Annotated in this window: 13 protein-coding genes; 3 read left to right on the top strand and 10 right to left on the bottom strand. The window is 71.8% G+C overall.

All coding sequences use genetic code 11. The features are described 5' to 3' along the window. Positions 1-92: 92 nt before the first annotated feature. The 5 genes from M2157_RS31825 to M2157_RS31805 are packed head-to-tail and all read right to left on the bottom strand — an operon-like array spanning position 93 to position 6,139. Positions 93-1,082 carry an adenosine deaminase gene (locus M2157_RS31825; RefSeq protein ID WP_280866900.1) on the bottom strand — a complete coding sequence of 330 codons (990 nt, stop codon included), beginning with the start codon at positions 1,080-1,082 and terminating at the stop codon, positions 93-95. A gap of 20 nt (positions 1,083-1,102) precedes the next feature. After that, the gene (locus M2157_RS31820; RefSeq protein ID WP_280857557.1) at positions 1,103-2,008 is read right to left on the bottom strand and encodes a ribonuclease Z; all 906 of its coding nucleotides are present in this window, start codon (positions 2,006-2,008) and stop codon (positions 1,103-1,105) included. 6 nt (positions 2,009-2,014) lie between these two features. After that, complete coding sequence (locus tag M2157_RS31815) at positions 2,015-2,368, bottom strand: histidine triad nucleotide-binding protein (RefSeq protein ID WP_280857558.1); 354 nt, start codon at positions 2,366-2,368, stop codon at positions 2,015-2,017. A 33-nt stretch (positions 2,369-2,401) separates the two neighbouring features. Beyond that, the gene (locus M2157_RS31810; protein ID WP_280866899.1) at positions 2,402-5,617 is read right to left on the bottom strand and encodes a S41 family peptidase; all 3,216 of its coding nucleotides are present in this window, start codon (positions 5,615-5,617) and stop codon (positions 2,402-2,404) included. Positions 5,618-5,662: 45 nt separating this feature from the next. Then, a complete protein-coding gene (locus tag M2157_RS31805; protein ID WP_280857560.1) occupies positions 5,663-6,139 on the bottom strand; it encodes a hypothetical protein in 477 nt (158 codons plus the stop codon). 138 nt (positions 6,140-6,277) lie between these two features. Here M2157_RS31805 and M2157_RS31800 point away from each other — a divergent pair, with 138 nt between their 5' ends. Then, on the top strand, positions 6,278-6,667 hold the full coding sequence (locus M2157_RS31800; RefSeq protein WP_280857561.1) for a hypothetical protein: 390 nt from the start codon (positions 6,278-6,280) through the stop codon (positions 6,665-6,667). On the opposite strand, the gene M2157_RS31795 is transcribed toward M2157_RS31800, so the two are convergent. The 5 genes from M2157_RS31795 to hrcA form a co-directional block, all read right to left on the bottom strand. Beyond that, positions 6,609-7,001, bottom strand: coding sequence for a VOC family protein (locus M2157_RS31795; RefSeq protein ID WP_280857562.1), 393 nt, complete (start codon positions 6,999-7,001; stop codon positions 6,609-6,611). The two genes, M2157_RS31800 and M2157_RS31795, sit on opposite strands and share 59 nt — an antisense overlap. 17 nt (positions 7,002-7,018) lie before the next feature. Then, positions 7,019-7,768, bottom strand: coding sequence for a 16S rRNA (uracil(1498)-N(3))-methyltransferase (locus M2157_RS31790; RefSeq protein ID WP_280857563.1), 750 nt, complete (start codon positions 7,766-7,768; stop codon positions 7,019-7,021). After that, on the bottom strand, positions 7,765-8,841 hold the full coding sequence (locus M2157_RS31785) for a nitronate monooxygenase (RefSeq protein WP_280857564.1): 1,077 nt from the start codon (positions 8,839-8,841) through the stop codon (positions 7,765-7,767). The genes M2157_RS31790 and M2157_RS31785 overlap by 4 nt, the downstream gene beginning before the upstream one ends. Before the next feature lie 198 nt (positions 8,842-9,039). Beyond that, positions 9,040-10,179 carry a molecular chaperone DnaJ gene (gene dnaJ / locus M2157_RS31780; RefSeq protein WP_007381949.1) on the bottom strand — a complete coding sequence of 380 codons (1,140 nt, stop codon included), beginning with the start codon at positions 10,177-10,179 and terminating at the stop codon, positions 9,040-9,042. Then, a complete protein-coding gene (gene hrcA / locus M2157_RS31775; protein ID WP_057615852.1) occupies positions 10,180-11,196 on the bottom strand; it encodes a heat-inducible transcriptional repressor HrcA in 1,017 nt (338 codons plus the stop codon). A gap of 150 nt (positions 11,197-11,346) precedes the next feature. Between hrcA and M2157_RS31770 the strand changes: the two genes are divergently transcribed. Next, on the top strand, positions 11,347-12,078 hold the full coding sequence (locus M2157_RS31770; RefSeq protein ID WP_280866898.1) for an MBL fold metallo-hydrolase: 732 nt from the start codon (positions 11,347-11,349) through the stop codon (positions 12,076-12,078). A gap of 31 nt (positions 12,079-12,109) precedes the next feature. Continuing rightward, positions 12,110-12,922: a DUF3097 domain-containing protein gene (locus M2157_RS31765; protein WP_280857566.1), complete on the top strand. Its 813-nt coding sequence runs from the start codon at positions 12,110-12,112 to the stop codon at positions 12,920-12,922. The last annotated feature ends 70 nt before the right edge of the window (positions 12,923-12,992 follow it).

Raw genomic sequence — 12,992 nt, 5'->3', positions numbered from 1 at the left:
GGCGCCCCGTCAGGGGCGCGGGGCTGTGTCAATATGCGGCTCCGCCGCGTGGGCGCGACCAGCCCCCACCGGCCCGCACCCGGCAAAGCACCTCAGAACTCGTACGTATCAACTTCCGCAAGATACCGAGCCCGCAACTCCTCATCGTGCTCCAGGAAGGACGCGAGGAAGGAGTTGCGGGCCAGCTCCCGCAACCGTTCCTCGCCCAGGCCCAGCGCCGAGCGCACCGCGTCGAAGTTGTCCCCCGCATACCCCCCGAAGTACGCCGGGTCGTCGGAGTTCACCGTGCAGAGCAACCCGGCGTCCAGCATCGCCGGCAACGGATGGTCGGCGAGCACGTCGACCGTACGGAGCCGCACGTTGGACAGCGGACACAAGGTCAGCGGAACCCGGTCCCGCACCAGCCGCGCGACCAGCTCCGGAGACTCCATGCACCGCAGACCGTGGTCGATCCGCTCCACCCCGAGCACGTCCAGCGCCTCGACGATGTACTCCGGCGGCCCCTCCTCCCCGGCGTGCGCCACCCGCCGCAGCCCCAGCGCCGCCGCGGCCTCGTACACCTCGCGGAACTTCACCGGAGGATGCCCCACCTCGGCGGAGTCGAGGCCCACACCGACGATCCGGTCGAGATACGGCGTGGCGGCCTCGAGGGTCTCGAGAGCGGACCGCGCGGACTCGTCACGCAGGAAGCACATGATCAGCTGCGTGGACACACCGTGCACGGCCTCGCTGTGGGCCAGCGCCCGCCACAGCCCCTCGACGACCGTCCCCATCTCCACGCCCCGCGCGATGTGCGCCTGCGGGTCGAAGAAGATCTCCGCGTGCCGCACCCCCTGCGCGGCGGCCCGGGCGAGATAGGCGTTCGCCAGGTCCTCGAAGTCCCGCTCGGTGCGCAGCACGGCCATGAGCTCGTAGTACAGGTTCAGAAAGGACTGGAGGTCCTCGAACCGGTACGCCTTGCGGAGCGTGTCCGTGTCGGCGTACGGCAGCTCGACGCCGTTGCGCGCGGCCAGCTCGAAAGCCAGCTCCGGCTCCAGGGTGCCTTCGATGTGCAGGTGCAGTTCAGCTTTGGGGAGGGACATCAAAGCATCGTACGGCTGCTTTATCGCCGTTTCGGAACCGGTACCCGCAGGAGGTCGTGGGCCACGGTCAGCTCGCCCTCGTAGCCGGCCGCCCGTGCCTGCCGCTCGAACTCCTCCGGTTCGGAGTACCGCTGACTGAAGTGCGTGAGCACGAGATGCCGTACGCCGGCGTCGCGGGCGGCCCTCGCGGCCTGACCGGCGGTCAGGTGGCCGTGCTCCACGGCGAGTTGCTCGTCCTCGTCGAGGAACGTCGACTCGATGACGAGCAGGTCGCAGCCGTCCGCGAGGGCGTGGACGCCGTCGCAGAGGCGGGTGTCCATGACGAACGCGAACCGCTGACCGCGGCGGACCTCGCTGACGTCGTCGAGGGAGACGCCGTTCAGAGAGCCCTCCCGCTGGATTCGTCCGACGTCGGGCCCCTTGATGCCGTGCGCGGCGAGGCGCTCGGGGAGCATGCGGCGGCCGTCGGCCTCCGTGAGGCGGTAGCCGTAGGACTCGACGGGATGGGAGAGCTTGCGGGCCTGGAGGGTGTAGCCGCCGGTCCGCGCGATGACCCCGTCCTCGGCGACCGGTGCCTCGGTGAGCCGGACCGTCTCCCGGTACGCCGTCGCGTACCGCAGCCGGTCGAAGAAGCGCTGTCCCGACTTCGGGTAGTGGGCGGTGACCTCGTGCGGGACCCGGTCGAGGTTGATGCGCTGGATCACGCCCGCGAGGCCGAGGGAGTGGTCGCCGTGGAAGTGGGTGACACAGATCCGGTTGAGGTCGTGGGCGGCGACCCCGGCGCGCAGCATCTGACGCTGGGTGCCCTCGCCGGGGTCGAAGAGGATGCCCTCGCCGTCCCACCGCAGCAGGTAGCCGTTGTGGTTGCGATGCCTTGTGGGGACCTGGCTGGCGGTGCCGAGGACGACCAGTTCACGTACGGACACGGTGGGTTATCCGGGCGGCCAGTGCAGGCCGCGGCCGCCGATCACGTGGGCGTGGGCGTGCCAGACGGTCTGGCCGGCGCCGCTGCCGGTGTTGAAGACGGTGCGGTAGCTCTCCAGCTTCTCGTCGTCGGCGACGGCCTGGGTCTCGCGGAGGACGTCGGCGGCGAGCTCGGGCGCGGCGGCGGCGAGCACCGCGGCGGTCTCGTAGTGGGCCTTGGGGATCACCAGGACGTGGGTGGGAGCCTGGGGGTTGATGTCCCGGAAGGCGACCGTGGTGTCCGTCTCCCGGATGATCGTCGCCGGGATGTGGCCTTCGACGATCTTGCAGAACAGGCAGTCGCCCTGGGGTTCCCCTGGCATGGTGTTCCTTTCGCCTCGGATCTCGGGGGCATCTTAGTCAGGCAGAGTGGGCGGAATCTTGGCAGGACTGCTCTCCAGAGCCTCCAGGGCGATCCGCACCGCCTCGTCCAGCTGCGCGTCCCGGCCCGCCGCGTAGTCCTGCGGCCTCTGCACGACCTCCACGTCCGGGTCCACCCCGTGGTTCTCCACGCCCCACTCGTAACCCTCCAGCCAGAACGCGTACTTCGGCTGGGTGATCAGCGTGCCGTCGACGAGGCGGTAGCGGCTGTCGATGCCGATGACACCGCCCCAGGTGCGCGTTCCCACCACCGGGCCGATGCCCAGCGCCTTGATCGCCGCGTTGACGATGTCGCCGTCGGATCCCGAGAACTCGTTCGCCACCGCCACGACAGGACCGCGCGGCGCGTCCCTCGGATAGCTGTAGGCGCGCATTCCGCGCGGCAGCGCCCAGCCGACGATCCGGCGGGCCAGCTTCTCGACGACCAGCTGGGAGGTGTGGCCGCCGCGGTTCTCCCGGACGTCGACCACGAGCCCCTCGCGGGCCACCTCGACCCGCAGGTCGCGGTGGATCTGGGCCCAGCCCGGGGCCTGCATGTCCGGGACGTGCAAGTACCCCAGCCGGCCGCCGGACTTCTCGTGGACGTAGGCGCGGCGGTCGGCGACCCAGGCGTGGTAGCGCAGGGGTTCCTCGTCGGCGATGGGTACGACGACCGCGTGGCGCAGCTCGCCGCCGCCGGACGGGGAGATGGTGAGCTCGGTCGGTTTGCCCGCCGTGCCGACCAGGAGCGGGCCGGGGCCCGTGACCGGGTCGACCGGGTGGCCGCCGACCGCGACGATCGCGTCCCCGGCGCGGACCGCGACGCCGGGTGCGGCGAGCGGGGAGCGGGCGTCGGGGTCGGAGGTCTCGGTCGGCAGGATGCGGTCGATGCGCCACTGTGCCGCCCCCTGGGGGCCGTCCTCGTGGCGGGAGATGTCGGCGCCGAGCAGGCCCTGGCGGGGGCCGTGGCCGTGGCCGCCGCGGGGGGTGACGTAGGCGTGGGAGGTGCCGAGTTCGCCGTGCACCTCCCAGAGGAGGTCGACGAGGTCGTCGTGGGTGGCCAGCCGGTCCAGGACGGGGCGGTAGCGGTCGAGCACGCCGTCCCAGTCGACACCGCTCATGTCCGGACGCCAGAAGTGGTCGCGCATGATGCGGCCGGTCTCCGCGTACATCTGGCGCCACTCGGCCGACGGGTCGACGGTCTGGCGGATACGGCCGAGGTCGACGCCGATGTTCGTGTCGCTGTCGTCGTCGCTCGAGGCACGGCGGTCGCTCGGTACGACCTTCAGACGGCCGTCGGTCCACAGCAGGACCCGCTTGCCGTCGCCGCTGACGGCGAAGTGGTCGGCGTCGGCGGCGAGGTGCTCGAGTCGCTGCTGGGCGAGGTCGTAGCGCTGGAGGTCGGTCTTGGGGTCCGGGTCGTCCGGGGTGGCCCGGGAGGAGCCGAGGACGCCCTGGACGGGGTGGCGCAGCCACAGCACGCCGTCCTTGGCCGCGCGCAGGTTGGAGTAGCGGCCGGCCTCCACCGGGAAGGGCACGATCCGGTCGGCGAGGCCCTCGAGGTCGATACGGGTGGCCGGGGTGCCCTCGCTGTCGGGGGTCTCGTCCTTGTCGGGGGCCTCGAAGGGGCGGCCGTGGCGCTGCGGGCCGAACGGCGACGGGGTGGTCGCGGCCAGGGTGATCAGGTGCGGGCGGTCGCCGACCACGAAGGCGAGGTCGAAGACGTGCTCGTCGTAGACCGGGTCGAAGGAGCGGTTGGACAGGAAGGCCAGGTGCTTGCCGTCGAGGGTGAAGGCGGGGGCGTAGTCCTGGAAGCGCAGCGGGGTGGCCTCGGTGACCGACAGGTCGGTGGTGTTGGCGAGGCGGAGCTGGCAGAGCGGTGCGGGGCCGGGGTGCGACCAGGCGAGCCAGGCCGAGTCGGGCGAGAAGGTCAGCCCCCGTACGTCGCCGTCCTCGCTGCGGTCGACCTCGCGGACCTCGCCGGTCTCCCGCTCGACGAGCAGCACGCGGCCGTCGTGCGCGGCGACCGCGGCCCGGCTGCCGTCGGGGGCCATGGCGAGACCCAGGACGCGGCCGAGCTGTCCCGCGGCGAGGCGGCGCGGGGTGGCGCCGGGGGCGAGACCGGTGGCGGGCGCGAACTCCAGGGCGTCGTCGCCCTCCGCGTCCGTCACCCACACCACCCACTCCTCGCCCTCCGTGCGGAAGGTGCGCGGCAGCCGGGCCCTGACTCCGGGTTCGGCGGCGAGGGCACGGGCCGGGCCCGAGCGGTGGGTGACCCAGTGGACGGCACCGCGCACCGCGACCGCGCTGCCGCGCGCGGTGTGGTCGGGTGCGGCCGAGCCGAACCAGCGGGAGGCGTCCACCGGGAACGGCTGCCGGTCGGCACGCTGTCCGCCGAGCCGGACCTCCAGGCGGCGCGGTTCGGCGCCGTCGAGGTCGTCGAGGATCCACAGCTCACCGGCGGAGGTGTGGACGACCCGGGTGCCGTCGCCTGCGGCGTGCCGGGCGTAGTAACCGTCGAGGGGCGTGTGCCGTCGCAGGTCGGAGCCGTCGGCGAGGGAGGAGTAGAGGGCCCCGGTGCCCTCGTGGTCCGAGAGGAAGGCGATCCGGTCGCCCGCCCACACGGGGTACTCCAGGTTTCCGTCCAACTCCTCATGCAGCCGTACGAACTCGCCGTCGCCCTCGGGATCGATCCACAGCTTGCCCGCGGTACCGCCGCGGTACCGCTTCCACCAGGCCGCCTCCCGGCCCATGGGCGCGGAGAGGATCACGGTCGCCGGTCCGTACGCGACCTGGCCGACGGGACCGTAGGGCAGGGTGGTGCCGGGGCCGCCGTCGAGCGGGACGGTGTGCGCCCAGCTGCGGCGCAGGCTGGCCTGGCCGTGGGTGGTGATCGCGAGGACCTCGCCGTCCGGGGTCCAGCCGCGCACCTGGGTGCGTGCACTGCCCCAGTGGGTCAGCCTCCGGGACGGTCCGCCGTCGACCGGGGCGATGTGCACCTCGGGGGCGCCGTCGCGGGCGGAGGTCCAGGCGACGGTGGTGCCGTCGGGCGAGATACGGGGGTGGGTGACCGGCACGTTGTCCGCGCTGACCCGCCAGGCGCGCCCGCCGTCGAGCGGCGCGAGCCACACGTCGTCCTCGGCGGTGAAGGCCACCAACTCGCCCTGCAGGTGCGGAAACCGGAGATATGCAGACGTCGCAGGCTGTGTCACCCGATCACCCTATGCACGGGCGGTCCCCGTGCACAGAGGTTTCGATCACTTGCCGTCGGGCCAGCACTGCGGGTCGTTCTGGCACCAGATCGTCTTCGTGACGGTCACGGTGACGGTCGGTCCGGGCTGTCGCGGGTTGTTGACCGGCGGGGTGGGCGTGGCGTTGCAGTCGCCGAGCCCCTCCACGTGGAACCACTGTTTGCCACCGACGGTGGCGGTGAGGTCCCCGCGCACACACGCGCCGCTGACGGTCCGGGTCACCTTGCCCTTGACGGTGATGTCCTTGCCGTCCCGTGTCTTCCCGTCGCAGTCGACGGTGGCGACGGTGTTCACGCTTGAGCTCGGTGTCCGGTCGCCGTTGTCGTACGAGGCCGTGCAGGTCAGCCAACTCACGTCGGCCTTCTGCCGGTTCAGCTCCTTGGTGACCAGCTGGTCGGTGGTGTACGACACGGTCGCGGAACTGACCGCGCCGGTCGGATCACACGCGGCGACCCCGCCCACGGCCAGCACGGCAACCCCCATCACACCCGCTACTCGCACCCCGCGCGGCCGACGCCAGTTCCGTCTCAACGCCACCATGGAGGGCAGCCTGCCACTGTCCCGCCCACGACGGTAGGGCGCATACGGCCACCTGTGCGCCGGTCGGGCTACGGTGGGCGGATGCGCAAAGACGGTGCGGTGAGAAGGCTCGTCGTGGGCGACCGAACCTACAGGTGGAGCCTCCGGCACAAGCACCGGGACGGCGACGTCTGCCGCGATGTGCTCCACCTGGTCCTCGACGGGGTCCGCACCCGGATCGTCTTCCGGGAAGGCGAGGGCCGGGGCATCTCCTGCTGCTACGCGCACGACGGCTTTGTGGCGACGGGCCCCGGCAGGGCGCTCTATCTGAACGAGCCCGGTACCGTACGCCGTCTCGTCGACGAGGCGACGGACCGCGGACTCCTGCCCGGTGCGGCCGAGTTGGACGGCTGGGACCTGTTCGACGCGGTGCTCAGGCGCGCAGCAGCAGCCACTGCTGCAGCTCCACCAGGTTTCCCTCCGGGTCCTTGAGGTGGGCGACGCGCATGCGGTCCGTCATCGGGGACGGGCCGTGCAGGAGGGTGGCACCGCGGGACGCGATCTGATCGCAGTAGGTGTCCAGGTCGTCGACGCGGAGCACGACCAGGGAGCGGTGGCCGGTGGCCGTGTCGCCCAGTTCGCCGAGGACCGCCGCCATCATCGACCGGTCCTGCAGGGCGATGCCCGCCGAGCCGGTGGCGGGGCTGAACTTCTCGTACGGCCCGCCCGTCGCCCCCGACTGGGGCTTGAGGCCGAGGACCTCGGCGTAGAAGCGGTAGCAGGCGGCGAAGTCGGTGACGAGCAGGCGTACTTGAGCGAGTTCCACAGCCGTCCTTCCAGGGGTCAGGACCAGCGGCCGGTGCGGCCGAGGAGCAAAGCGGTCGCCGCGGTTCCGGCGGTCGAGGTACGCAGCACGGTGGGCCCGAGGACGTAGGCGCGCGCACCGGCCTCCTCGAAGAGCGCCAACTCGTCCTTGGCGACGCCTCCTTCGGGACCGACCACCAGCACGATCTCGCCCTCGTCGGGGAGTTCGGCGGTGGCCAGCGGCTCGCTGCCGCGGTCGAAGTCGGAGTGGAGCACGGCGGCGAAGTCGGCTTTGGCGAGAAGTGCGGCAACCTGTCTGGTCGTCGCCGCGTCCGCGACCTCCGGGAAGCGGACCCGGCGGGACTGCTTGCCGGCCTCGCGGGCGGTGGCCCGCCACTTGGCGAGCGCCTTAAGGCCCCGGTCGCCCTTCCACTGGGTGATGCAGCGGGCCGCCTGCCAGGGCACGACGGCGTCGACGCCGACCTCGGTCATGGTCTCGACGGCGAGTTCACCGCGGTCGCCCTTGGGGAGGGCCTGGACGACGGTGATGCGGGGCTGTGGCCTGGGTTCCTCGGCCACCGAGTCCAGCTGGACGATCAGCCGGTCCTTGCCCTCGGTGCCGAGCACCACGCAGTCGGCCCAGCGCCCGGCCCCGTCGGTGAGGATGACGTCCTCGCCGGGCTGGAGCCGCTTCACGGAGACGGCGTGGCGGCCTTCGGGGCCGTCGAGGACGTAGCGTCCGCCGCCGTCCGCGTCGAAGTGCTCGACCACGAACACCGGTGCGGTCATCGCGCGTCCCCCGTCCCTGACAACGCTGTCCTGGCGGCGTCGAATTCGGCGGCGAGTATCTCCACCAGCTGTCCCGCGGGCAGCTCGCGTGCCATCCGGTGCCCCTGGCCCGCCCACAGCGCCATGCCCTGGGCGTCCTTGGCCTTGGCGGCGGCCTTCCTGAGCGGGGCGGTGAGGTGGTGGACCTCGGGATAGGCGGCCGGCGCGTACGGTCCGTGCTCGCGCAGGAAGCGGTTGACCAGGCCACGAGCCGGTCTGCCGGAGAAGGCGCGGGTCAACTCGGTGCGGACGTAGAGGGGGTTGGTCAGCGCCTGCTTGTGCACGTCGTGGGCGCCCGACTCGTGCGTGGCGAGGAACGCCGTGCCGAGCTGGGCCGCGCTCGCGCCCGCGGCGAGGACGGCGGCGATCTGGCTGCCGCGCATGATGCCGCCGGCGGCGACGATCGGGATGGTCACCGTCTCCCGGATCTGGGCGACGAGCGAGAGGAGTCCGAGGCCGGAGCCGTCCTGCTCGGGGAGGTCCCGGTGGGTGCCCTGGTGACCGCCGGCCTCCACGCCCTGCGCGATGACCGCGTCGGCGCCCGCGTACTGCACGGCGAGGGCCTCTTCGGGGGTGGTCGCGGTGACGAGGGTGAAGGTGCCGGCACGGCGCAGCGACTCCAGGACCTCACTGCTCGGGATCCCGAAGTGGAAGGAGGCCGCCGGCACGGGGTTGTCGAGGAGTACGGCGAGTTTGGCGTCGTACCCGTCGTCACGGCCGCTGTCGGGGTCGCCGAGCTCGGTCTCGTACCAGGTGGCCTCGCCGGCGAGCTGATGGGCGTAGACGTCGACGGCCGCCGGGTCGGCGTACTCGGGTTGCGGCATGAACAGGTTGACCCCGAAGGGCAGCGCGGTCAGCCCGCGCAGCTGCTTGATCTCCTGGTACAAACCGTCGGCCGTCTTGTACCCGGCCGCGAGGAATCCGAGCCCGCCCGCCTCGGACACGGCGGCGGCGAGCCGCGGCACGGAGACACCGCCCGCCATGGGGGCCTGCACGATCGGATGACGGAAGAGACCGGTCAGCGCGGAGGACATGACGGCATGTTGTCACGTCCTCCGAACAAGTCCGAATCGGGCCTTCGACAGCTCACGTACGGCCGTTGAACACGTCCGTCGACAGCTCACGTACGGCCGTTGAACACGTCCTTCAACCTGGAGAACAGGCCCTGCTGCCCCGGCTGGCTGTGTCTGCCCGGGGGACAACCCCCGGACCCCCGGCAGTCGTCCCACGCCTCACGTACGGCCGTTGAACGCGTCCTTCAACCTGGAGAACAGGCCCTGCTGCCCCGGCTGGAACTGCCCCGTGGGGCGCTCCTCGCCGCGCAGCTTGGCCAGCTCGCGCAGCAGGCGCTCCTGCTCGGGGTCCAGCTTGGTCGGGGTCTGGACCTCGACGTGGACGATGAGGTCGCCCCGGCCGCCGCCGCGCAGGTGGGTGACGCCACGGCTGTGCAGCGGGATCGACTGGCCGGACTGGGTACCGGGCCGGATGTCGACCTCCTCCATGCCGTCCAGCGTCTCCAGCGGCACCTTCGTGCCGAGCGACGCCGCCGTCATCGGGAGCGTGACCGTGCAGTGCAGGTCGTCGCCGCGCCGCTGGAACTGCGAGTGCGGGAGTTCGTGGATCTCGACGTAGAGGTCACCGGCGGGACCGCCACCGGGACCGACCTCGCCCTCACCCGCGAGCTGGATCCGCGTGCCGTTGTCCACACCGGCCGGGATCTTCACGGTCAGTGTGCGGCGCGAGCGGACCCGGCCGTCGCCGGCGCACTCCGGGCACGGCGTCGGGACCACGGTGCCGAAGCCCTGGCACTGCGGGCACGGCCGGGACGTCATGACCTGGCCCAGGAAGGACCGCGTCACCTGCGACACCTCACCGCGGCCGCGGCACATGTCACACGTCTGGGCGGAGGTCCCCGGCGCCGCGCCCTCACCGCTGCAGGTGGTGCAGACGATCGCCGTGTCGACCTGGATGTCCTTCGTGGTGCCGAAGGCCGCCTCGTCGAGCTCGATCTCGAGACGGATCATCGCGTCCTGGCCGCGCCGGGTGCGCGAGCGCGGACCCCGCTGCGACGCCGTACCGAAGAACGCGTCCATGATGTCCGAGAAGTTCCCGAACCCACCGGCCCCGAAGCCGCCCGCGCCACCGCCGCCGGCCTGCGAGAGCGGGTCGCCGCCGAGGTCGTAGACCTGCTTCTTCTGCGGGTCCGACAACACCTCGTAAGCGGCGTTGATCTCCTTGAACCGCTCCTGGGTCTTCGGATCCGGGTTGACGTCCGGGTGCAGCTCGCGCGCGAGCCGACGGAACGCCTTCTTGATCTCATCCTGCGACGCGTCGCGGCGCACGCCGAGAACGGCGTAGTAGTCCGTGGCCACTTACGACTCCGCCAGGATCTGTCCGACGTACCGTGCCACTGCGCGTACCGCTCCCATCGTTCCCGGGTAATCCATGCGGGTCGGTCCGACCACGCCGAGCTTGGCGACTGCCTCGTTGCCCGAACCGTAGCCGACCGACACCACTGAAGTGGAGTTGAGTCCCTCATAGGCGTTCTCGTGACCGATGCGTACGGTCATGCCCGAATCCCCCGCCTCGCCAAGGAGTTTGAGGAGGACGACCTGCTCCTCCAGAGCCTCCAGGACGGGCCGGATGGTGAGGGGAAAGTCATGTCCGAAGCGGGTGAGATTGGCGGTGCCGCCGATCATCAGCCGCTCCTCGTTCTCCTCGACGAGTGTCTCCAGGAGAGTGGAGAGCACTGTCGTGACCGTACCCCTGTCCTCGACGTCGAAGCCTTCGGGCAGGTCCTCGACCAGCCGCGGCACATCGGCGAACCGCCGTCCGGCGACCCTGCTGTTGAGCCGGGCCCGCAGATCGGCGAGCGAGGCCTCCCCGAAGGGCGCCGGGCAGTCGACCATGCGCTGCTCGACCCGGCCGGTGTCCGTGATCAGCACGAGCATCACGCGCGCGGGGGCGAGCGAGAGCAGTTCCACGTGCCGCACGGTCGAGCGGGTCAGGGACGGGTACTGCACGACGGCGACCTGCCGGGTCAGCTGCGCCAGCAGCCGCACGGTCCTGGCCACGACGTCGTCGAGGTCGACCGCGCCGTCGAGGAAGTTCTGGATCGCGCGCCGCTCGGGCGCGGTCATCGGCTTGACGCCCGCCAGCTTGTCGACGAACAGCCGATAGCCCTTGTCGGTCGGGATGCGCCCGGCACTGGTGTGCGGCTGGGCGATGAACCCCTCGTCCTCCAGGGCCGCCATGTCGTTGCGGACGGTCGCCGGGGAGACGCCGAGGTTGTGCCGCTCGGTCAGGGCCTTCGACCCGACCGGCTCCTCGGTGCCGACATAGTCCTGGACGATGGCGCGCAGCACCTGGAGCCTGCGTTCACTCAGCATCGCGCACACCTCCAGAAGTCGTTCCCTTTGCGCCTCGCCTGGCACTCTGTCCGTCCGAGTGCCAGCGCTCCCCGGCCAGTGTACGGCGGTGGGGTAGGCCCTGGGCAAGGCTGGTCCCGGCGTGACGGGTTGTAGGGCTAGCGTCGCGGTATGACGGTGACTTGGGAAGAGCTCGGGTGGGAGCGGGTCGCGACCGGGGTGGGGCGGTGCCGGCTGCCCGGCTGGGACTGTACGGCGGGCCTGGTGATCGGCGAGGGCACGGCCCTGCTGATCGACTCCGGCTCCGGACTCGCGGAGGGCGCCCGCCTGCGCGCCCAGGCCGAGGAACTCGCCGGTCATCGTGTGACCCATCTCGCGCTCACCCACCCCCACTTCGACCATGTCTTCGGGGCGGCGGCGTTCGCCGGGGCGGAGGTGTTCGGCGCCGTGGGTGTGGAGACGGTGCTGAGGGGACGGCTGGGCCGCGCGGAGCTGCGGGCGGACGCGGTGCGCAACGGACTGGACCCGGCGGTGGCCGACGAGGCGGTGGACGCCCTCGTCTCGCCCCGGCATCACGTCTCCGGCGAGTGGACGCTCGACCTCGGCGGCGGCCGGCAGGCGCTGCTGGCGAACGTCGGCCCCGGCCACACGGCCCACGACCTCGCCGTCCTCGTCCCCGGCTCCCCGGAGGTCGTCTTCTGCGGCGACCTGGTCGAGGAGTCGGGCGAACCGCAGGCGGGCCCGGACGCCGTACCGCCGCAGTGGCCCGCCGCGCTGGACCGGCTGCTGGACCTGGGCGGCGAGGACGCGCTGTACGTGCCCGGTCACGGAGCGGTGGTGGACGCGGCGTTCGTCCGGGCACAGCGGGACGCGCTGGCCGCCCGCTTCGGCGTGTCGTCATGACTCCCGAGCCGCTTCTCCTATCGTCATCCGAATGCGCCAGTACTCCGCCGACCTGACCCCTCCGTGGAAGAAGCCCAAGCCGGTGCCGGAGGTCCCCGCCGAGCCCGGTCTGGTGGTCGAGGAGCCGGGGACGGGCTTCTGCGGCGCGGTGATCCGCTGCGAGGCGGGCACGGTGACGCTGGAGGACCGCTTCGGCAAGCACCGGGTGTTCCCGCTGGAGCCGCGCGGTTTCCTCCTGGAGGGCCGGGTGGTGACGCTGGTGAAGCCGTCGGGCGCCTCAGCCGCTTCTGTGCGACCCACTCGTACCGCGTCCGGCTCGGTGGCCGTCCCCGGCGCCCGCGCACGCGTGGCCCGCGCGGGCCGTATCTACGTCGAGGGCCGCCACGACGCGGAACTCGTGGAGAAGGTCTGGGGCGACGACCTGCGCATCGAGGGCGTGGTCGTGGAGTACCTGGAGGGCGTGGACGACCTCCCGTCGATCGTCGCCGAATTCGCGCCGGGCCCGGACGCCCGCCTCGGCGTCCTGGTCGACCACCTGCTCCCCGGCACCAAGGAGTGGCGCATCGCACAGCAGGTGACCAGCGAACACGCGCTTGTCGTCGGCCATCCGTACATCGACATCTGGGAGGCGGTGAAGCCGTCGTCCCTGGGCATCGAGGCATGGCCCCGGGTACCGCACGGCCAGGACTGGAAGACGGGCGTGTGCAAAGCCCTGGGCTGGCCGTCGGAGAACACGGGCGCGGTGTGGCAGGCGATCCTGAAGCGGGTGGGGTCCTACCGGGACCTGGAGCCGGAGCTGCTGGGCCGGGTGGAGGAACTGATCGACTTCGTCACGGCGCCGTAGCGGATACGCGCGGCGAGTCTGCGGGCGGGTCGTACGGCTGCGGGCCGGTGGGGGCTCGTCGCGCCCGCGG

The sequence above is a fragment of the Streptomyces sp. SAI-127 genome, assembly GCF_029894425.1.
Lineage (GTDB): Bacteria > Actinomycetota > Actinomycetes > Streptomycetales > Streptomycetaceae > Streptomyces.
This window is presented reverse-complemented; position numbering and strand designations above follow the sequence as displayed.

Bases quoted from the DNA above. Each gene is read 5' to 3' on its own strand.
- M2157_RS31825 (WP_280866900.1), bottom strand. From the start codon at position 1,082: ATGTCCCTCCCCAAAGCTGAACTGCACCTGCACATCGAAGGCACCCTG.
- M2157_RS31815 (WP_280857558.1), bottom strand. From the start codon at position 2,368: ATGCCAGGGGAACCCCAGGGCGACTGCCTGTTCTGCAAGATCGTCGAA.
- M2157_RS31805 (WP_280857560.1), bottom strand. From the start codon at position 6,139: ATGGGGGTTGCCGTGCTGGCCGTGGGCGGGGTCGCCGCGTGTGATCCG.
- M2157_RS31765 (WP_280857566.1), top strand. From the start codon at position 12,110: ATGCGCCAGTACTCCGCCGACCTGACCCCTCCGTGGAAGAAGCCCAAG.
- M2157_RS31785 (WP_280857564.1), bottom strand. From the start codon at position 8,841: ATGTCCTCCGCGCTGACCGGTCTCTTCCGTCATCCGATCGTGCAGGCC.
- hrcA (WP_057615852.1), bottom strand. From the start codon at position 11,196: ATGCTGAGTGAACGCAGGCTCCAGGTGCTGCGCGCCATCGTCCAGGAC.
- M2157_RS31770 (WP_280866898.1), top strand. From the start codon at position 11,347: ATGACGGTGACTTGGGAAGAGCTCGGGTGGGAGCGGGTCGCGACCGGG.
- M2157_RS31800 (WP_280857561.1), top strand. From the start codon at position 6,278: ATGCGCAAAGACGGTGCGGTGAGAAGGCTCGTCGTGGGCGACCGAACC.
- M2157_RS31790 (WP_280857563.1), bottom strand. From the start codon at position 7,768: ATGACCGCACCGGTGTTCGTGGTCGAGCACTTCGACGCGGACGGCGGC.